This window comes from Phormidium tenue FACHB-1050, from assembly GCF_014696925.1.
GTDB lineage: Bacteria > Cyanobacteriota > Cyanobacteriia > Pseudanabaenales > Pseudanabaenaceae > Pseudanabaena.
This window is the reverse complement of the sequence record NZ_JACJQY010000009.1, coordinates 109,917-130,295: the sequence shown is the minus strand read 5'-3', so window position 1 is coordinate 130,295 and position 20,379 is coordinate 109,917. Positions and strand designations below refer to the sequence as shown.

Annotated in this window: 16 protein-coding genes; 8 read left to right on the top strand and 8 right to left on the bottom strand. The window is 42.2% G+C overall.

The genetic code is table 11. The features are described 5' to 3' along the window. Positions 1-93 precede the first annotated feature (93 nt). From H6G05_RS08240 to H6G05_RS08215, 6 genes are all read left to right on the top strand, one after another. Entirely contained in the window at positions 94-1,191 is a 1,098-nt protein-coding gene (locus tag H6G05_RS08240; protein WP_190577711.1) for a glycerate kinase, read from the top strand. Positions 1,192-1,475: 284 nt separating this feature from the next. Further along, positions 1,476-3,005 (top strand): photosystem II chlorophyll-binding protein CP47, encoded by a 1,530-nt coding sequence (gene psbB, locus H6G05_RS08235; protein WP_190577710.1) that lies wholly within the window; start codon positions 1,476-1,478, stop codon positions 3,003-3,005. Positions 3,006-3,011: 6 nt separating this feature from the next. After that, positions 3,012-3,125, top strand: coding sequence for a photosystem II reaction center protein T (locus tag H6G05_RS08230; protein WP_094531873.1), 114 nt, complete (start codon positions 3,012-3,014; stop codon positions 3,123-3,125). Positions 3,126-3,326: 201 nt separating this feature from the next. Next, the gene (locus H6G05_RS08225) at positions 3,327-3,995 is read left to right on the top strand and encodes an alpha/beta fold hydrolase (RefSeq protein ID WP_190577709.1); all 669 of its coding nucleotides are present in this window, start codon (positions 3,327-3,329) and stop codon (positions 3,993-3,995) included. A gap of 208 nt (positions 3,996-4,203) precedes the next feature. Then, entirely contained in the window at positions 4,204-5,094 is an 891-nt protein-coding gene (locus H6G05_RS08220) for an AAA family ATPase (protein ID WP_190577708.1), read from the top strand. 136 nt (positions 5,095-5,230) lie between these two features. Further along, positions 5,231-5,794 (top strand): Uma2 family endonuclease, encoded by a 564-nt coding sequence (locus H6G05_RS08215; RefSeq protein ID WP_190577707.1) that lies wholly within the window; start codon positions 5,231-5,233, stop codon positions 5,792-5,794. Positions 5,795-5,917: 123 nt separating this feature from the next. Here H6G05_RS08215 and H6G05_RS08210 read toward each other — a convergent pair whose 3' ends face one another. Then, positions 5,918-7,261: a family 10 glycosylhydrolase gene (locus H6G05_RS08210; RefSeq protein ID WP_242025334.1), complete on the bottom strand. Its 1,344-nt coding sequence runs from the start codon at positions 7,259-7,261 to the stop codon at positions 5,918-5,920. A 393-nt stretch (positions 7,262-7,654) separates the two neighbouring features. Between H6G05_RS08210 and alr the strand changes: the two genes are divergently transcribed. After that, the gene (gene alr, locus H6G05_RS08205) at positions 7,655-8,830 is read left to right on the top strand and encodes an alanine racemase (RefSeq protein ID WP_190577705.1); all 1,176 of its coding nucleotides are present in this window, start codon (positions 7,655-7,657) and stop codon (positions 8,828-8,830) included. Here the strand turns inward: alr and H6G05_RS08200 are convergent. After that, positions 8,810-9,355 carry an SMI1/KNR4 family protein gene (locus H6G05_RS08200; protein WP_190577704.1) on the bottom strand — a complete coding sequence of 182 codons (546 nt, stop codon included), beginning with the start codon at positions 9,353-9,355 and terminating at the stop codon, positions 8,810-8,812. The two genes, alr and H6G05_RS08200, sit on opposite strands and share 21 nt — an antisense overlap. Before the next feature lie 381 nt (positions 9,356-9,736). On the opposite strand from H6G05_RS08200, the gene H6G05_RS08195 reads away from it, so the two are divergent. Beyond that, complete coding sequence (locus H6G05_RS08195; protein ID WP_190577703.1) at positions 9,737-16,204, top strand: AAA family ATPase; 6,468 nt, start codon at positions 9,737-9,739, stop codon at positions 16,202-16,204. Positions 16,205-16,297: 93 nt separating this feature from the next. Here H6G05_RS08195 and H6G05_RS08190 read toward each other — a convergent pair whose 3' ends face one another. The 6 genes from H6G05_RS08190 to H6G05_RS08165 form a co-directional block, all read right to left on the bottom strand. Then, the gene (locus H6G05_RS08190; protein ID WP_190577702.1) at positions 16,298-16,567 is read right to left on the bottom strand and encodes a type II toxin-antitoxin system RelE/ParE family toxin; all 270 of its coding nucleotides are present in this window, start codon (positions 16,565-16,567) and stop codon (positions 16,298-16,300) included. Beyond that, positions 16,564-16,791: a hypothetical protein gene (locus H6G05_RS08185; protein WP_190577701.1), complete on the bottom strand. Its 228-nt coding sequence runs from the start codon at positions 16,789-16,791 to the stop codon at positions 16,564-16,566. Before H6G05_RS08185 ends, H6G05_RS08190 begins: the two co-directional genes overlap by 4 nt. A gap of 92 nt (positions 16,792-16,883) precedes the next feature. Next, positions 16,884-18,218, bottom strand: coding sequence for a HEPN domain-containing protein (locus tag H6G05_RS08180; protein ID WP_190577700.1), 1,335 nt, complete (start codon positions 18,216-18,218; stop codon positions 16,884-16,886). A gap of 107 nt (positions 18,219-18,325) precedes the next feature. Beyond that, positions 18,326-19,015, bottom strand: a complete 690-nt coding sequence (locus tag H6G05_RS08175) for a hypothetical protein (RefSeq protein WP_190577699.1) — start codon at positions 19,013-19,015, stop codon at positions 18,326-18,328. After that, on the bottom strand, positions 19,012-19,410 hold the full coding sequence (locus tag H6G05_RS08170; protein WP_190577698.1) for a RusA family crossover junction endodeoxyribonuclease: 399 nt from the start codon (positions 19,408-19,410) through the stop codon (positions 19,012-19,014). The genes H6G05_RS08175 and H6G05_RS08170 overlap by 4 nt, the downstream gene beginning before the upstream one ends. Positions 19,411-19,422: 12 nt before the next feature. Then, complete coding sequence (locus H6G05_RS08165) at positions 19,423-20,271, bottom strand: ABC transporter permease (RefSeq protein ID WP_190577697.1); 849 nt, start codon at positions 20,269-20,271, stop codon at positions 19,423-19,425. Positions 20,272-20,379: the final 108 nt, after the last annotated feature.

The window sequence follows — 20,379 nt, the reverse complement described above, 5'->3', positions numbered from 1 at the left end:
TGATGGTTAATTAATAGCTTAATTTTTGTAAATTTGTGATTTTTATAACTGATTTACGTGACGAACTATGCAAAAGCCTGACAGGGTAAGGAAATGCTTAAAAACATACCTATAAGAATTTTTGAACTATTAGTCCAAGGCGATCGCCTATCTATTGCTGATCATGATTTATTGCTGAGTGAATCAAGAAAAAACAATTGCTTTGATCGGTTAATTCTTGATGATTATGAGTTAAATCTGAATTTAGAGGTGGTTCACGAAATAGTTGATCTGCGATCGCAGCTTTTACGATTAGTTTATCCAAAAATTTTAGAAACTTTAGCGCTGCACAATGTCCAAATCGATCCCTCATCGGCAACTCTGCCACTGCTATGGCATTATTGGCTGCCCCTCGCTCAAAGCCTAGCCCATCAGCATCAAAAAATCGCTAGACCCTTTATTCAAGGATTACTGGGTGGTCAAGGTACTGGCAAAACTACATTGGGTATAGTGCTAAATATTTTGCTGCAATATTTCGGCAAAACATTTTTAAGTATTTCCCTTGATGACTTGTATAAGACTTATGTAGATCGCCAAAAACTACGCGATCGCCGCCCCGATCTGATTTGGCGTGGTCCTCCTAGCACCCACGATATTGATTTGGGGATGCAAGTTTTGCAGCAATTGCGCGATCGCAATCCAGATCATCCTCAGCCGATCGCCATTCCCCGTTTTGATAAGTCTCTACATAATGGCGCAGGCGATCTCATTGAGCCAGAAATTTCCGATGGTGCGGATATTGTTTTGTTTGAGGGTTGGTTTGTGGGAATGCAGCCCTTACCAGTTTCGGCTTTTCGCAATTTTGTCCCACCAATTTTGTCAGAAGGCGATCGCGAATTTGCCCTCGAATGTAATGCCAATCTCTACAACTATCTACCACTCTGGGAATATCTCGATAGCTTGATCGTGCTTGTCCCTGAAGATTACCAATACAGTCTGCAATGGCGGCTTGCCGCCGAGCATAACCTCATTGCTGCTGGCAAATCAGGGATGAGTGATCAAGAAATTACTCAATTTGTTGAATATTTTTGGAAAGCGCTACATCCTGAACTATTTATGCCTCGCATGATTGATCGGGATTACCCTGCCTCCTGTGCTGATCTGGTGGTCGAAATATCGCGATCGCATTTACCAACAAGGATTTATAGCTAAAAACCCATTGATAGAGCTGTGACGCTTTGCGCCGCAACTCTATCAATGGGTTTTTATGAAGTGCTGCCCTTGCTTTTTGGGTTTTATCGCAATCAATCGGAGGGAATAGTTTATTATGATGTTACAAATAAAATAACTCGACTGATTTAACGATTCTGAAAATAGTATTTTCTCATATTACTTTAAGTATTTTGAGTGATTACTCAAGTCAGGATCAATTATCATAAATTAAAATTAAGAATCGTTAAGATCTTACTCACTACATAGATTAAGGAACATTTGCAATGGGATTACCCTGGTATCGAGTGCATACAGTTCTCCTGAACGATCCAGGAAGACTGATTGCCACGCACCTGATGCACACTGCTCTCGTAGCAGGGTGGGCAGGCTCGATGGCACTTTATGAGTTAGCAATTTTTGACCCCAGTGACCCCGTCCTCAACCCCATGTGGCGGCAGGGTATGTATGTAATGCCTTTTATGACCCGTCTGGGCATTACTAATTCTTGGAGCGGCTGGACAATTACTGGCGAACAAGTTGCTGACCCCGGTTTTTGGTCTTTTGAAGGTGTTGCACTCGCACACATCGTACTTTCTGGTTTACTCTTCCTTGCTGCGATTTGGCATTGGGTTAACTGGGATTTGGAACTATTTAGAGATCCTCGGACAGGCGAGCCTGCTCTAGACTTGCCTAAGATGTTCGGTATTCACCTATTTTTATCTGGTTTACTTTGTTTTGGCTTTGGAGCTTTTCACCAAACAGGGCTTTTCGGTCCTGGTATGTGGGTATCCGATGCCTACGGTTTGACTGGTCACGTTGCACCTGTCGCGCCTGAATGGGGACCTAACGGATTTAACCCATTCAATGCTGGCGGTATTGTGGCTCACCACATTGCTGCGGGTATCGTGGGTATCGTTGCTGGTCTATTCCACTTGACTGTGCGTCCACCAGAGCGTTTGTACAAAGCGCTGCGTATGGGTAACATCGAAACCGTACTATCTAGCAGTATTGCGGCTGTATTTTTTGCTGCTTTCGTTGTTGCTGGAACCATGTGGTACGGCTCGGCAGCAACCCCCATCGAATTGTTTGGTCCTACCCGCTATCAGTGGGATACAAACTCTTTCCAACAAGAAATTTCCCGCCGTGTTCAAACTGGTCTGAATGCTGGCTTGAGTGCTGAAGAAGCTTGGTCAAAAATTCCTGACAAACTTGCTTTCTACGACTACGTTGGTAACAGCCCTGCGAAGGGTGGTTTGTTCCGCGTTGGTCCGATGAACAATGGCGATGGTATTGCTCAAGGTTGGCAAGGACATCCAATTTTCAAGGATGGTGAAGGTCGTGAACTCAGCGTTCGTCGTTTGCCTAACTTCTTTGAAACTTTCCCTGTCGTTTTACAAGACCAAGATGGTGTTGTTCGTGCGGACATTCCTTTCCGTCGTGCTGAATCTAAGTACAGTGTTGAGCAAACAGGTGTAACTGTATCCTTTGTTGGCGGCGAGTTGAATGGTAAATCTTTTGCCGACGCTCCAAGCGTTAAGAAGTATGCTCGTCAAGCTCAGCTAGGCGAAATCTTTGAATTCGATCAAGAAAAGAATCACTCTGACGGTGTGTTCCGTACTAGCCCTCGTGGTTGGTTTACCTTCGGACATGCGGTATTTGCTTTGTTCTTCTTCTTTGGTCATATTTGGCATGGTGCTCGTACCTTGTTCCGCGATGTGTTTGCTGGGGTTGACCCAGAACTCAGCGAAGAGCAAGTTGAGTGGGGCGCATTCCAAAAAGTTGGCGACAAAACTACTCGCGCTGTTGAGGCATAGTATCTAATGGAAGCTCTCACTTACACTTTTATTTTCGCTTGTTTGATTGGTTTGTTCTTCTTTGCAATCTTCTTCCGTGAACCTCCTAAGGTTATCTCTAACTCTAAAGATAAGAAGTAAATAAAAAAGCCCGCCTAGGCGGGCTTTTTTATTTAGAAGCAAGCATTAGCCCTGCACTCAAGTGCGGGCTAAAAGCTCAAACCCGTTGAAACGGGTTAATTAATAATATTTAGTCCACTTCAGTGGACTTGAGCTTTTAGCCAAGGAATTGAGTTCTTGGCTAAAAGCTCAAGTCCTAATCTATAAACAAAAATTTTATCTATGGAAGGTCAATACCCAAAAATCATTGTATTTTCCCAGCATGGTATGAGTGACGGTAATTATTCTATGGAGACTTTAGCCAAGAAAGTTGCTCCCCCAGAATCTAAAATCATTGCCCCTTATTTAGGCTCTTTGCCATCCTTTGTACCAGATAGATTTAGGTTCTCGATTGAAACGCATTTTGCGATCGCGCCGCTTATTCAAAAAGTAGCTAAATCTGCCGAACAAGCATTTCAAGATTATCCAGATATACCTGCTCGGATCATTGCTACATCACTTGGTGGAGTCATTTGGGTAGAAGTGTTATCTCGTCATCCCGAATGGTGTTCTCGTATTGAATCTTTAGTCCTTTTAGGCTCTCCCATTGGTGGCGCAGATGCTGCCAAAATTCTGAGTGATTGGGGATTTAGGATTGGCATGGCTAAACATCTTAGTGAAGATAGACGATACTTAGCCGAAAAAATTGCGGCGGTAATTCCGACATTAGTTGTCGCAGGGCATATTATCGGCGGCTGGGATCTAATGGTTACGGTTGAGTCTACTAAGATCAAACACGCTCATTTTGTTTGCTTGAATGGAGTAAATCACTCCGATCTGCGGACTCATCCTAGGGTGGTTCAGACAATTCAAGAATTTTGGGCGAATCCTCGAAACCCTCTGCAAATCTGAACTTTAGAACTGCACCAACGGATTATAGCTGTCGCCATTCTTGTTAGGACATAAAACCCAAATAGTGTGAGGCGGCGCTTCGCGCCGCCTCACACTATTTGGGTTTTGATTTGTCCTAATACACTTGACTACAGCTATAACAAGAAATGAGATCCCAAGGGAGCCTTGAGATGAGCTAAATTGAGAGTAGTTCTCAAAATCAATCTGTATGTCTTATTACATTTCACCGCGCTTTTTGGATAAATTGGCTGTACATCTTGCCAAGAATTTTATGAAGTTGCCAAATGTGAATGTGCCGCTAATTTTAGGTATTCACGGGGGCAAAGGTGAAGGTAAGTCATTTCAATGTGAGTTAGCTTTTCAGAAACTAGGGATTGATCCGATCAGAATGTCGGGTGGTGAGTTGGAAAGTCCTGATGCTGGTGATCCTGCGCGATTGATTAGAATGCGCTATCGTGAGGCTTCTGAGTTAGTGAAGGTGCGGGGCAAGATGTGCGCTTTCTTGATTAACGATCTCGACGCGGGGGCTGGACGAGTTGATAGCACTACGCAATATACGGTAAATACGCAGTTAGTCAACGCCACGTTGATGAATATTGCTGATAACCCGACGAATGTGCAGCTTCCAGGGAGCTATGACAGCAATCCGATTAGACGTGTACCGATTATTGTGACGGGGAATGATTTTTCGACTTTATATGCGCCGTTGGTGCGTGATGGACGAATGGAGAAGTTTTATTGGCAACCCGATCGCAACGATCGCATTGGTATTGTCAGTGGTATTTTTGCGCCCGATAATATTCCGCAATGGGAAATTGAGCGGCTGGTGGATATGTATCCTGATCGCTCGATTGATTTCTTTGGCTCACTGCGATCGAGTTTGTATGATGAGCAAGTGCGGAAGTTTGTCTATGAAATTGGTTTAGATCGTTTGTCGTTACGTTTGGTCAATAGCACCGAGGCTTTACCCGAATTTCGTCCACCTAGTTTTGATTTGAGAACTTTGAAGGAGGCAGGCGATCGCTTGTTAGCAGAGGGCGATCGGGTCAGTCAGCGTAATCTCATTCAAGAATATATGCCCGTAGGAAAGGTGCATTAAATACTTAAAACCCAAGAAACTGTAGCACACGCACAGCGTGTGCTACAGTTTCTTGGGTTTTAAGTTAAGTGTGATTATTTAGATTTAGGTAGATACAATAGATTTACTCACAATTCAAGAGCAAGGATGGAAAGCTATGACCGTCACCACTGCAAAAAAAATGACATTTGAGGAATATCTAACCTATGAAGATGGTAGCGATCGGCGTTATGAATTTAACGATGGAGAATTGGTGGAAATGAGTCCAGCAACCGCCCTTCATAATGTTTTAATGATGTTTTTTTCGTTTCATCTGCAATTAGAAATTAACCAATCTCAGCATCCCTATTGTGTGCGTGTGAATAGCACCGAAATATTCACGGGGAAAAGAACTCGCTGTCCTGATGTCTTGGTAATGACCGTTGCTCAATCAAAAAGCTTAGGAAATCAGCCAGATATTTTACATGAGCCATGTTTGTTGGTAATTGAGATTGTTAGCCCAACTTGTCGCTCAGTGGATACTGTCGAGAAGCGGAAGGAATACGCCCAATTTGGGATTCCCGAATATTGGATTGTTGATTTTTTGGTGGGAACGTTTTCGGTTTTAACTTTGGTAAATGGAAGTTATATTGAGAAAGTATATAGAGAAGCCGATCGCATTGCCTCTGATATTTTTCCCAGCATTTCGCTATCGATGAATCAAGTAATGGCAAGCATATAACTTTACTAATTTTGGGATTTACCATTAATATTTTAGATATTTGCTGAAGCTTTGATTTTGGGCAAATACCTTTGACTTATGACTCAGTCGCTAGATTTTTCTAATCAAGATTTACGCGATTTATCAATTCCTATTGGCAAACCTTGGCGCAGGACTGCGGAATAGATATTGAAAATCCCTTTGGCGATCGGCAATAGATTCTGGCCCATAGCCCCATAAACTCTTGTAATAAAAGAAAGAAACCCCTAACCCGCGATTTCTAGCATTTACAGCTTGAGAATAGACCCTAGACATCGGCACATTACTATTGCGGAGTCCAGAGAGAATGGCGATCGCAGTGGAAATTTTACCTTGTACTTCCACAATTTCAGGACGACTAATTTGAGACAGAAAATCATCTAGGTCATCGCGGTATACCTGCACCAATAATTCATCAACAAAGCCTTGACGCACCCAGCTTAGCCAGTCTTGTAACTGTTGCCTATAGGCGAAGTCATGATAATTGGGAGATACTGAGAAAATTACATTGGGCTTTCTTTGCTTCACGGCTTTACTTAGTCTTGCCATAAAAGCCGTAATCTTGTTAGCTCGCCAACGTACCCATTCAGGATTGTTCACATCGGCGGGAGCTTCTTTTTTAGTTTCTTGACGATAAAGATTGAGAGTGTAGCGATCGTAGCCAAAGGTTTTGGGAAGACTGGTGTGATCGTCAAACTGGATACCATCTAAATCATACTTAGAGACAGCTTCCAATATAAGGTCAGTCAAAAACTGCTGCACTTCAGGATGAAAAGGATTGAGCCATGCAACTTCACCTGCGGCTGTGATTGAAGTTTTATCGCCATTACGTTGTTGGGTGAGCCAATCTGGATGGGCGATCGCCAGCTCAGACATTTGGGGAGCCATGAATCCAAACTCATACCAAGGCATCACCAACAAATTATTTTGATGCCCCTGAGCGATGATGTCTTCAACAATATCCTGTCCTTCCAACCCGCGATAGACAAAGGGCTGAATTCCTGCCTCTTGGGCGACCGTACTGGGATACATCACATAGCCTGAATTCCAGACAACAGGATAGATGGTGTTGAAATTGAGTTGCTTGAGTTGCTTGAGAGCTTTACTAAGCTGTTGACGATCTCGAATTACTGAGAAGTCGTTACTGGTTAGCCATACGCCCCGAATCTCTTGGCGCTTGTCTACTGGCTGATTGATGGGTGGACTTGGTGGAATGATGGGTTGGTTCAACTGCGGAATTTGTGATTTAATTTGGGCGATCGCCTGATCATTCACCAAAAACGCAGGAATAAGACTATGTAAAAATATTGTGATTGCAAAAGTTACGACAAAAAGAAATGACAAAAAACGTTTGCGCGATCGCCACATTTGCCTAAAGCTATGTTTAAGATTATGCCTAAAATTATTTTCTTGCCAATTTTGAGGCATAACACTTGGTAGGAGTTGCATGAGTCGCATAAGTATCGATAATTATACTAAGTAAAAATACTGATCGCAATTCTCATTGTAAGTCTAGTTTTGGCGATGCTGGTCTTGAGCAAGACGCGGCAAAACTAGATTTAGTTTCGATCCTGAGAATTAAGGCAGCTTTTTAAAGCTATTTTGAGTTTGCGCCAGATCTCTCTGACAAGACAAGCGTATTTTTGCCGAATCAAATTAATATAAAGTTTTGTAAGCTAAAAACAAATATGAGATTTGCAATGTTAAGCCCTTCCAACCCAAGAATTAGTGGTGCAGCACGAAGCGCTGCACCACTAATTCTTGGGTTCTAATGTCAATTTTTAGACTGGCAAAGGAGTATAAGCTTTGTAAACCAAATTACCCTATGAGGAGTGCGCTGTAATGCTCAAGCAAAACCATCGAGCATGGGTGGAAGTCGATCTCTCAGCAATTAAGCATAATGTGCATCAATTAAAGTCTCTGCTAACTGCGCCTACTGAGTTAATGGCGATCGTCAAAGCTGATGCCTACGGGCATGGGGCGATCGATGTCAGTCAAACCGCGATCGAGGCGGGAGCGACATGGCTAGGGGTTGCCACAATTCCCGAAGGAATTCAGTTACGCTGTGCAGGAATCACGGTTCCCATTGTGGTTTTAGGGGCAACGAATGGGGTTGATGAAATCAAGGCGATCGCAGAATATCGCTTACAACCAACAATTTGTAATCCTAAGCAAGCGTTGATTTATCATGATGTCCTTTCGCAAATTGGCGAGCAGGTTCCTGTCCATCTTAAAATTGATACAGGCATGTCGCGACTGGGCGTAAATTGGCAAGAGGCGATCGCCTTTGTGCAACTGGTGCAGCATTTACCGAATTTAGAAATTATGAGTGTGTATTCGCACTTTGCTACTGCCGATGAGCGCGATCGCACCTTCATGGAATTGCAAACTCAGAGGTTTGAGCAAATAATTGCCGCACTTAAAGCTGAAGGGCTCTATCCACCACGTATTCACATTTGTAATACAGCCGCGATGTTATGCGATCGCCAAATTCATTTCGATATTGTGCGAACTGGGCTAGGTATTTATGGGCTTTATCCTGCGCCCCATCTCAAAAATATTATCGATCTACGCCCTGCGCTCACGGTCAAAGCACGCATTACCCAAGTCAAAGAAATTAAAGCAGGTACAAGTGTGAGCTATGGGCGATCGTTTATAGCGTCACAGGATATGACGATTGCAACTGTAGCGATCGGCTATGCTGATGGCATTCCACGCGGTCTATCCAATCGTATTCGTGTATCCGTGAATGGTCAAAAAGTTTCTCAGATCGGCACAATTACGATGGATCAATGTGCGATCGATGTTACGCATGTCTCAAATGTTCACGTTGGTGATGTAGTGACATTTCTAGGCGGAGCTTCAGAGAATACTGCTGATGATTGGGCTAATTTATTAGGCACAATTTCTTGGGAAGTTCTCTGCGGGTTTAAGCATCGTCTCCCTAGAATTAATGTGGTAGGCGAAATTAGGAAGCCTGAAGCATTATCAGGAGCATCACAAATTGGACTTGAGTGAGCTATGCTCCAATTCCTCGGCATAGTTCTGTAACCAATCTCGAAAACTAGGTGCAAGTATCTTTCTCTCAGGAGCATCATGCCACATTGAGATGATCTGTCCGATGTTTCCTCCTTCCGCAGGCGCTAAATCTAGGCAATCATGATTGCCACAACCATCATAAGTTAGAGGTATCCATTTTGAACTCCACCAAACATTACAAATCCCGAAATCAGGTTCACACCCCTGATCTTGTCCGTCTTCATCTTGAAATGTTCCACTATCCAGAAGTCCTTTCCAGATTTGCCATTCATCCTTAATCCGCTCTAGCGATAAGAATTCACATCCATTAATCAATCCATAATCATAGGATGTTTGTCCATTATGAATGCGATAGGAGGATTTGATATCTTCAGGAAGTTGGATAGAAAGGAGTGCTTCTAATTCACTGATTTGAACATCAGAAGCTCCTGACGCTAATATATCAAGGTGTTCTGGAGCATTAGTTCTTAAACAAGCTTCTATTCTTAACCAAATTTCTTGCATAAATTGTATTATAGCTGTCGCTATTCTTGTTAGGACATAAAACCCAAATAGTGTGAGGCGGCGCGAAGCGCCGCCTCACACTATTTGGGTTTTGATTTGTCCTCATACAGGTGGCTATAACTATACTTAAAATTTCTAGTGTTTCTTGTTCATTATATCAAAGCACAAAATGATGTAGTCATTTTGTGCTTTTAAAACCCTTACTGGGTTTGGTTCTTAATTCACAAAAGTGTTGTCACACTTTCGTGAATTGGTATTAGGACATAAAACCAAATAGTAGGAGGCGGCGCTTCGCGCCGCCTCCTACTATTTTTTTTGATTTGTCCTGATACAGGTGACTGCTATATAATGAATTGCTAAGTCTAATTGCCTGTTGACCCTATGAGTCGCTTTGCCAATCAACTAGCTCAAGCAAAACAACAACTCTCTAAATATACCTTTGTTGAGCTTGTTTATCAGGGTTCCCGAACCATAGTCTATCGTGCTGTAGAGAGTGTTACACAGCAACCTGTAGTCATCAAAATCTTAGCTCAGGAATATCCCTCATTTCGCGAGTTAGTGCAGTTTCGCAATCAATACATGGTCGCGAAGGACTTACCTATTGAAGGCTTTATTCGGCATCTGCAACTCCTATATTGTGGCAATAGCTATGCATTAGTTATGGAGGACTTTGGGGGGATTTCTTTAAGTCAATACTATCAAAATCATTCTCTTACCATCAGGGAAATCCTTGATATTGCCATTCAACTTGCTGATATTTGCCACGAACTTTATCAACATCGGGTGATTCACAAAGATATCAAACCTGCCAATATTCTGATTCATCCAGAATCCAAACAGGTCAGGCTGATCGACTTTAGCCTTGCTTCACTACTGCCAAAAGAGACCCAAGTACTCCAAAGTCCGAAACACCTAGAAGGAACTCTGGCTTATCTGGCTCCAGAACAAACGGGGCGGATGAACAGGGGGCTTGACTATCGGGCTGATTTTTATGCTCTGGGGGTGACACTATATCAATTGCTAACTGGAAGACTTCCATTTACTAGTGAAGATCCACTGGAATTACTCCATAGCCATATAGCTCAAATCCCTGTGTCTGTGAATGAGGTCAATCCTAGCGTTCCTATGATGGTTGCGGCGATCGTGGCAAAATTGATGGCTAAGAATGCTGAAGATCGTTATCAAAGTGCAATTATTCTCAAGCATGATTTGGAACTATGCTTAGTTCAATGGCAGGAAACAGGCACAGTTGTTGAATTTGGATTAGGTCAGAGAGATTTAAGCGATCGCTTCCTGATTCCAGAAAAACTTTACGGACGAGAGACTGAAGTTCACACCTTGCTAACAGCCTTTGATCGAGTATCTCAGGGGACATCGGAACTGATGCTGGTGGCGGGTTATTCAGGGGTGGGTAAAACTGCCGTAGTCAATGAGGTACATAAACCGATCGCACGACAACGGGGCTACTTTATCAAAGGCAAGTTCGATCAGTTTAATCGCAGTATTCCCTTTTCAGCTTTTGTGCAAGCCTTTCGCGACTTAGTTGGGCAACTACTCAGTGAAAGTGATACACAACTACAAACTTGGAAGACACAGATTTTAGAAGCCTTAGGAGAAAATGCTCAAGTTATTGTTGAACTGATTCCCGCTTTAGAACGCATCATTGGTGCTCAGTCTTCCGCACCAGAACTATCGGGAACTGCTGCTCAAAATCGGTTTAACATCCTGTTCCAACGGTTTATTCAAGTATTTACCACCGCCGAGCATCCATTGGTAATCTTTGTCGATGACTTGCAATGGGCGGATTCGGCATCATTAAACTTAATTCATTTGCTAATGGCTGATGTGCAGACAGGCTATTTGCTATTGCTGGGAGCCTATCGTGATAATGAAGTTTCTCCTGCTCATCCTCTGATGTTAAGCCTTGATGAGATGCAAAAAGTCGAGGTTCCCATCCATACGATTACGCTCCAACCCCTCAGCTTTGCTAGTCTCAACCACCTGATTGCCGATACGCTGCATGTGGCAGAATCTTTAGCACATCCCCTCTCGGATCTGGTGATGCAAAAGACTCAAGGTAATCCCTTCTTCGCTACCCAGTTCCTAAAGACCTTGTATCAAGAGCAACTGATTACATTTGACCACGATGCTGATCACTGGCAATGCGATATGGCAAAAGTCCGAGAATCGGCTTTGACCGATGATGTGGTCGAGTTTATGGCTTTGCAGTTACAAAAATTGCCAGAATCGACCAAAGAGATGTTAAAGCTGGCGGCCTGTATTGGAGCGCAATTTGATCTAACTACGTTGGCAATTGTTGCGGAGCAATCTCAAACGGAAGTAGCGACATCACTATGGCAAGCCTTGCAGGATGGATTGATTCTCCCGCAAAGCATTCTTTATAAGTTCTATTTGGGAGGATTGGGAGAGTCAGAAGCACAACAACTGGAACCGACCGAAATCCTCCATTATCGATTTCTGCACGATCGCGTTCAACAAGCTGCATATAATCTGATTGCTGAGCATGATAAGTCAAAGTTTCACTTGAAAATTGGGCGATTACTACTTCAGCAAACTACTGAAGAAGATCGAGATCTCCAACTTTTTGTGTTGACAAGTCAGTTTAATCATGGGCGGCATTTAATCGAAACTGAGACAGAACGGCAAACAGTCTTAGTTTTGAATATGCAAGCTGGAGAAAAGTCGCGTAAGTCTGTCGCCTATGGAGCGGCAATTAAATATTTTGAAATTGCTTGGAGTTTGCTTCCTGATGTTCCTTGGGGTGATGACAGCGATCGCCGATTAGATCTTGCCATTGCAAGGATGGAGGTCGCCTATCTCAATGGTGATTATGAACAGTCATGGACGATCGGAGAGCAAACCTTAGCGAATGTGAGTTCCCCCCTTGAACGGGCTAAAATCCTTGAAGTTCAAGTATTAATTGAAATTGCTCGTGGGCGAATGTTGGAGGCGGTTGAATTGGGATGTGGCATTTTGGAGAGTTTGGGAGTTGAGATTTTAGATGCCAAAACCGCCGAAGAGGAGATCGTTTTACCTAAACAAGAAGAACTAGAAGCGATCGCTACCATGAGCGATCCTCTGATTCTCCGATCAATGAGTGTGTTGATGACGATTATTCCTCCCGTCTTTATTGCAACAAACCTCTTTCCTCAAGTTGTGGTAACGATGTTGAAGCTATCGTTAGCCTATGGTAATTCCAAGCTCTCTCCCTATGCCTATGCCGCCTATGGGTGGTTGGTAACAGGCGCACAGGGCAAAATTCTTTTGGGATATCGAGCGGGGGAACTGAGTTTATATCTGAAAGAAAAACTGAATACTCCAACCCTTAGAACTAAGTTAGGAGTACTCTACAATGCCCATATTCTTGCCTATCGCGAACCTCTCCGCAATACTCTAAATCCCTTGCGGGAATTGATGTATAGCGGTTTAGATACAGGAGATCTCGAATATGCCAGCTATGCTGCCATGCATTACTGTCATTACCCGATTTGGGCTGGGGAAAAGCTGGATACAGTTGCTCAAGAACAGGAGCGAGCGATCGCTTTTATTGATCGTTATCTAAAGCAGTCCTTCTCACGGGAATTTGCTTGTGTCTGGCGACAAATGGTCTATAATCTGCGCCAACCCTTCACCGATCAAGTGTTCTATTTAAGGGGAGCCTATTTCAACGAGGAAGAGAGTCAGCCAGAATTAGAAGCGGGCAATGTCCACAATACTTTGGTTTGCTTTTATCTTGCCAAAAGCTTCATAAACTATCTATTTGGACGTTACGAACAAAGCGCAGGGTTTGCCGCCCAATGCGGTCAACATACCTTTGCAATTCCAGGGGTATTTACAATTCCCATGCATAATTTTGTGCAGTCTTTGGCTGAACTTGCTCAATATCCGAGCCATGCTCAATCAGATCTCACGACTGTGCTGGATCTTGTTGATCGCAACCAAGCTTGGCTCAAGGTGAGAGTTGATGCTGCGCCTGTAACCTTTCAACATAAGTACGATTTGGTGGAGGCGGAACGACATCGCATTTTAAGTAAGCGTTATCAAGCGATGGAACTTTATGACTTGGCGATCGCTGGTGCAAGGAACAACGGCTATATTCAAGAAGAAGCGATCGCGAATGAACTTGCTGCTAAATTCTATCTCGACTCAGGCAAAGAAAAGATCGCCGCAAGCTATATGCAAGAAGCTTATTACTGCTATTATCGCTGGGGTGCAAAAGCTAAAACTGATGATTTAGAGCAGCGCTATCCCGAACTTCTAGGCTCCATTTTGCAACCATCAGCGGTTTCAGGGGAAGTATTAAATATGCTGATGGCTGTTGCTGCGCCCACAATATCGGAGCATTCTAGCACGGGCAAAAACTATAGTATTCTTAACCAAAGCATTGATTTTGCCAGTATTCTCAAAGCGTCCCAAGCTCTCTCTAGTACGATTCACTTAGATGAGCTACTACATCAACTGACTCAGATTATTTTGCAAAATTCAGGGGGCGATCGCTGTGCGTTAGTACTTCCTAATCTCTCTAAAGAATGGCAAGTACGAGCGATCGCTACACCAAATAGTATTGCTCTAGGCAACACTCTCCTTGAAAAGGATCACAATTTACCTGTTAAGTTGATTCAGTATGTCAAAAATACCCAAGAAGTCTTGGTGATTGATAACCTGAATACTGATCTGCCGATTATCGATCCATATCTCGAACAGCAGCGACCCCAAAGTATCCTCTGTCTACCATTACTGCACCAAGGGCAGGTGGTGGGTATTATGTACGTCAGCAATCGATCAACTCAAGGGGTTTTTACCAAAGATCGCATTCTCATTCTTAACTTCCTTTGTACTCAAGCCGCGATCTCGTTGGAAAATGCTCGACTCTATCAGCAATCTCAGGGTTATGCCGAGCAGTTAGAACAGTCTTTAGTGGAACTAAAACAACTTGAAGCTGAACAACAAAGACTCATAGATGTTCTCGAAACAACGCCCGATTATATAGGCGTAGCCAATGCTAAGGGAGAAATTATCTGGCACAATAAGCCACTCCGAACATTGCGTCACGACTTAACCGTTCACAAAGATATTTCAGAATGTCATCCTAACTGGGCTAATGAAATCATCTTAAATCAAGCTTTGCCAACTGCGATCGCGCAAGGAAGTTGGACAGGAGAACTGGCTCTCCTAGACGATAAGGGGCAAGAAATTCCAGTTTCTCAAGTGATTATCGCCCATAAGAATGCAGCGGGAGAAGTCAAACATTTCTCGACCATCATGCGCGATATCAGCGAATTGAAAAAAGCCGAAAAATCTCTAAAGCTGACGCAATTTGCTGTCAATAAAACCGCCATGGGAATTTTCTGGATTCGCGAGGATGGTTCATTTTGGGATACTAACGAAGCTGCTTGCTCTAGCCTTGGTTATGGTCAAGATGAATTACAGGGGCGTTATATTTGGGATATTGATGCGTACCTCCAACCCCAAGAATGGTCGCGTTACTGGCAAGATCTAACTCAAAAAAAATATGTGAGATTTGAAACCTATCACCAACACAAAGACGGCAAAATTTTCCCTGTGGAAATTACGAGTAATTATCTAGAATCCGAAGGGCAAGGATTTGCCTTTTCCCAAGCCCAAGATATTAGCGATCGCAAAAACCATGAAGAATACCTTGAACGCACCAATGCAGAACTGATTCGCGCCACCCGCCTGAAGGATGAGTTTCTCGCTACCATGAGCCATGAACTCCGTACGCCCCTCAATGCCATTTTGGGAATGACAGAGGGTTTACAAGAAGAAATTTTTGGAGATATTAATCCTAAGCAGCTTAAAGCTCTGAACACGATTAATCAGAGTGGTACTCACCTACTCACTCTGATCAACGATATCCTTGATCTTTCCAAAATTACAGCAGACAAACTCGAACTTACCCTAGCACCTACAAATATTGTCCAGCTTTGTTATGCCAGTTTGCAAATGCTTCAACCACAGGCGCAGAAAAAACGGATTCAGTTTCAAACTAGTCTTCCCAATCAACTGCCATCTCTGCTGATGGATACCAATCGGATCAAGCAAGTCCTTATCAATCTGTTGAGCAATGCTGTCAAATTTACGCCAGATGGTGGACAGGTTTCTCTCTGTATCGATGGGCAATCCTTACCCGATCCAACAATGAATTGTCCTCAAGGCTTCCTTCGCATTACCATCAAAGATACTGGCATCGGCATTTTACCTGAAAATCTCGATAAAATCTTCCAACCCTTTACCCAAATAGACAGTGCGCTCAATCGCAGGTACGAAGGGACGGGTTTAGGCTTGGCTCTGGTTAAAAAAATTGTAGAACTTCACAAAGGCTTTGTGCAGGTTAATAGTGAAGTTGGTGCTGGTAGTTCTTTTATCATCAATCTACCTTGGCTGACCGAAATCCCTTCTTCAGTGGAGGAACTGCATTCCCAATCAGATCAAACAGATCAACTCTCTGCTCCCTTAATTCTACTGGTTGAGGATGATGCAGCAAATGTGATGACCATCTCAACATATCTTGAGGCAAAAGGCTACCGTCTAGCTTTCGCCGAAAATGGTCAAGAGGCGATCGCTTTGGTTCAATCACTCCGCCCTAATGTCATCTTAATGGATATTCAAATGCCAATTATGGATGGTATCGAAGCGACCAAGCGGATTCGTCAAGACTTGGGGATTGGGGATATTCCCATTATTGCTTTGACTGCCTTAGCAATGAAAGATGATCATGAGCGTTGCTTAAAAGCTGGTGCTGATGAGTATCTCAGCAAACCTGTGAGATTAAGTCTTCTAACAGAGATGATTCAAAAATATCTGTGAGCGATAATTTGAAATTAAGTAGGGTGTGTTTGCGTAGCGTAACGCACTCAAACATTTAGTATTAGAACATTGCATTAAAGTACTCTAAGCGATCTAAGGAAAATTTTTGTAGAATCCTTCGCGACTCTCTATTTTGAGGATTTCAATAACTTCTCCATCCCAGAAAATTCCAATACGATAGCTATAATCGAACCTAATGCGATAGTATCCCGAAAATCCTTTTAGTGGCTCAAGATCGGGAATTTCGGACAGTGTTTGAGAAGTTGCAATTGATTCAATACATTTTCTAACTTTTGCAAGAATTTTGCGATCATTGATTTTGTCTAAATCTTTTTTGAAGCGTTTAGCGATTTGATATTTCATTGAGGCAAACTCTCCAAGAGAGATTGTGACTCTAACTCAGATAAAAAGCCTTCATTGCGGGAGTTTTCACAAGCTAAATATAGGATAGAGTCCTCTAATTCGGCGGAATTATTTTGAAATAAAAGCTGTAGAAAGCCTTGTCGGATTTCTAATGGTAAGGTTTGAAATAGGCTATAAAAGCCTTTGCTAGTTAGCAAAGATTCTGTAATTTCTGCTTGGCTCACAATATTTGTTTCCTTCTCTATACATCCATATATAAATTATATAGCCATTAATCTTTCAAAGAAAATCAGCGATCGCACCACAAGATCGGTGATCACACTGTAATATCGGATTTCTCAATGACATTAGCAAGAATCTGATCTTCTAACCAGTCAGAAAAATCTTCTGGAGAAGTAATGTTTTGGAATCTAGGGTCAATACATAAACGTTGAATACAACGTATGGATATAAATTTCATAGAATTTAGCTCTAGGTCAGTTATCTCATACTTTCCATCATGAACGAGCTTTGAGCGTAGATTGTAAAGTTCTCTTACAGCATTCACTACTTCTTTTCGATTCTTTGGGTTACTTGTAATCAGATGAGCAATTCGTATCCGCAAACGATAACTCAACTCAGCTTTTTCGTTGTCTACTAATACAATACTTTCAAGTGCAATAGCGTAAAAGAGAAATGCATCCTCTCGTCTATTAGCGATAACGGCTCTTCCTATCCACTGTATAGCGGTAATCAAAGCTTGTTCAAATTTATTTAGATTGTTTTTCTTTAGAAGATTGTTAATATGACTAAAGCCAATATTGTCTTTTTCATCTGATTCTATAATTCTTAGGATTTCAAGTTTCTGTAACGAACCGAGCCGCTTTCTACCAATATTTAAACTGACTCCATCATCTTCATTTAGTATAATTGTTTCAAACAAATGTGATCCTGAGTCTCCCGACAAGTATGCCCAAGCATCAGGATTGTATGGAACTAATGCGCTAAAAAAATTAAGTATGTCTAGAATTTTTCGTGTTTTTTTGATTGCGATTACTTGTGCTGATTCATAATCTTTTGCTTCTACAGTGACTACACTAAATACTTTTTCATAGAAACTCGTATCAATATTATTTTTAAGCGTTTTCCATTTATCTTCTTTTTGAATTGGATGTTTTGCCACTATTTCTTGGAAATGATTGACAAGAAGATCGTCAAAAACAATAAATTCAATTTGTCCTATTGATAAAGGTAGACCTCTCTCACTTATTCCGCATATTGGAATATAGCAACGGTATGTAATTCGTTTAGCAGTAATTTTTTGCTTCAAATTTTGTAGGATTTCACTAATTCTTAAATCTTCAGAAATAGAACTAGTATTCACGCATAGTGCTTTTAATAAAGTCTCTTGAAAAGCATTTTCTACCTTCTTTAGGCTTAAGTCATTGTCTTTAACTGAATTTTTTATTAGATTCCTTAGGCACTTATGATAACGTGAAGCCTCTTCATAATCTAAGTGCAAGCTGCCTAGTTCGTGACGTTCAAAATATAGTGAAAGTATTTTTTCCGTAGGAGCTTCAGTTCTCGATTTCAAAAAATCAATTAGTGATCTTATCTCCTGAAAAGATTCATCGATTTTACTCTGTGCCATATTGTTTTTAGTATTCTTCATTTAGTGTTGCGATTCAGTTTTATTGCCACTAAATCTATGAGTTAAGCCTTTGCCGACTGACGTTTCACTAATTGCAATGTGGAAGATCTAAATCTGTCAGCATAGATTTAGATCTTCCACATTGCAATTAATTCATTAACAAGCACTTGCAATTGTTTTGTAGGTTCATCAAGATTAGGCATTAGATAGCCATGTATGAAGCGATCACGTACAGTTTGAATTACTCTTACTTGATCAAAATGTTCCATCGAAAGCTCGCCTTGAGAATACAAATGATTAATCAAAGAGTTAGCAGGAAAGCGTTCTATCGGAATTGCAACTTGCCTAGCTTGACGACGCATGGCAGCTTCCAAAACTCCCCATAAATACAAAAAGGCAACTTCCATTTCTCCGATCGCTAAAAACTTTTGAGCCTGTTCTTGGCGTTGCAACATCTGTTCCCAAGTCATCAATTCACTATCATTTTGGGGATCTTCCGAAGAGACATCTTCTCCAGTGATCAATAAAAATCTCCAACCGTGATGCTGAGCAACTATTTCGGCAATTTCTCGATAGCGATCGACTGAGATTTTAGCAATTGAGTTTTTAAATTCAATTATATAACCTTCATCCGATCCCTTTCTTGCAATAAGATCTGGACGATAATTTCCTAAGTTAAAAGGAATCAAGGTTTTAGACGGCTCGATTACAACTTCAAATCCTTGCAATCTATACTTTTCTGCAATTCCTTGCAATCTATCTTTTTCTGAAAATTTAGTGCCTAAACCCTTTTCCACTAATTGAGAATCAACAGTCATAAGTAGTCCTCCAATGGTTTAGATTCAGAAACTCTAACATATACACATTCTATGCCTGATATTATGCCTTGAACAAGAGGAGTTGGGCATAGGGTTAGGTCAAACACTCCATATAGTGAACGACGGTGGGCTTCTACATCTGTAATCAGTAAATCATCTGCGTAAATCAGCCCAATCAATGCGTCTTGGATTGGTTTAATGATGTTGTCAGTATCAACAGGATCGCTATCATAAAGATAAATCAATTTTAGGTAAACATCTTGATTCGCAAAAATTTGACCTGTCCAAGTTTTTGCAGCTTCGGTGCGAACATATTGTTTCCATGCTTGTAAATTTGCGGTTTTTCTTGTTTGCAAAGATACGGGGCGTTTAGGAATAAGGAAGTCGAAATACATAGCTATATAAGCTCATTGATCCTTCTTGCTACTAAATTTCTGAGTCAAGCCTTCACCTACTAGCGATAAACCGATCGCCATAAAAGTAATCGCCAAACCAGGGAAAACCGTTGTCCACCAGATATTTTCGCCAGTCGAGAGCGCATCGAGAGCTTGCTTGAGATCGTGACCCCATTCAGGGACATCTTCGGGAATGCCTAAACCTAAAAATCCTAAACCTGCCAGAGTCAGAATTGCATCAGCAGCATTGAGAGTGAAAATTACGGGTAAGCTTTGGATCACATTAGGCGCGAGATATTTGATCAAGATCGTTTTCGTGTCCGCACCGATCGCTTGAGCAGCTTCGATATACACCTCGGTTTTCGTACTTACGGTTTGATTGCGGATTACTCGAAAATACTGAGGGATATAGGCAACACTGAGAGCGATCGCGGCATTCCAGACACCCGCACCGACTACAAAGGCGATCGTCAGCGACAGCAATAAACTGGGCAAGGTGTACAGCGCATCCATGAGAAAGACTAACCCGCGATCCAGCCAGCCTCCTTTGTAGCCGCTTAGCATCCCCAAGGGCACGCCGATCGCTAAGCTAATTACCGTTGAGGCGATCGTTACTTGCCATGCCACACCAGCACCAGCTATCGTCCTTGTAAATACATCATGCCCCTGTAAATCTGTGCCAAACCAATGTTGTGGTGATGGTGGCTGATGGATCGGATTGCTGAGAAATTCACTGGGATTAGTTAACACCCCTATGGCTTGCAGGAACGGCGCAAGAATCGCCATCAGCAAAAAAACAACGCTAATCACGATACCAATAGACATTAACTGTTGCGATACTGACTGCTTAGGCGATTTCATAGGGGACAGATTTTGAGTTTGGCAAATATTTAGATAAAAACTGAACAAAAACCAATTTATCGGTTTCTCGCCATAGACGAAACCAGTTTTTGACTGCGCGGCTCCGCT

Bases quoted from the DNA above. Each gene is read 5' to 3' on its own strand.
- H6G05_RS08240 (WP_190577711.1), top strand. From the start codon at position 94: ATGCTTAAAAACATACCTATAAGAATTTTTGAACTATTAGTCCAAGGC.
- psbB (WP_190577710.1), top strand. From the start codon at position 1,476: ATGGGATTACCCTGGTATCGAGTGCATACAGTTCTCCTGAACGATCCA.
- H6G05_RS08230 (WP_094531873.1), top strand. From the start codon at position 3,012: ATGGAAGCTCTCACTTACACTTTTATTTTCGCTTGTTTGATTGGTTTG.
- H6G05_RS08225 (WP_190577709.1), top strand. From the start codon at position 3,327: ATGGAAGGTCAATACCCAAAAATCATTGTATTTTCCCAGCATGGTATG.
- H6G05_RS08220 (WP_190577708.1), top strand. From the start codon at position 4,204: ATGTCTTATTACATTTCACCGCGCTTTTTGGATAAATTGGCTGTACAT.
- H6G05_RS08215 (WP_190577707.1), top strand. From the start codon at position 5,231: ATGACCGTCACCACTGCAAAAAAAATGACATTTGAGGAATATCTAACC.
- H6G05_RS08210 (WP_242025334.1), bottom strand. From the start codon at position 7,261: ATGCAACTCCTACCAAGTGTTATGCCTCAAAATTGGCAAGAAAATAAT.
- alr (WP_190577705.1), top strand. From the start codon at position 7,655: ATGCTCAAGCAAAACCATCGAGCATGGGTGGAAGTCGATCTCTCAGCA.
- H6G05_RS08200 (WP_190577704.1), bottom strand. From the start codon at position 9,355: ATGCAAGAAATTTGGTTAAGAATAGAAGCTTGTTTAAGAACTAATGCT.
- H6G05_RS08195 (WP_190577703.1), top strand. From the start codon at position 9,737: ATGAGTCGCTTTGCCAATCAACTAGCTCAAGCAAAACAACAACTCTCT.
- H6G05_RS08190 (WP_190577702.1), bottom strand. From the start codon at position 16,567: ATGAAATATCAAATCGCTAAACGCTTCAAAAAAGATTTAGACAAAATC.
- H6G05_RS08180 (WP_190577700.1), bottom strand. From the start codon at position 18,218: ATGAAGAATACTAAAAACAATATGGCACAGAGTAAAATCGATGAATCT.
- H6G05_RS08175 (WP_190577699.1), bottom strand. From the start codon at position 19,015: ATGACTGTTGATTCTCAATTAGTGGAAAAGGGTTTAGGCACTAAATTT.
- H6G05_RS08170 (WP_190577698.1), bottom strand. From the start codon at position 19,410: ATGTATTTCGACTTCCTTATTCCTAAACGCCCCGTATCTTTGCAAACA.
- H6G05_RS08165 (WP_190577697.1), bottom strand. From the start codon at position 20,271: ATGAAATCGCCTAAGCAGTCAGTATCGCAACAGTTAATGTCTATTGGT.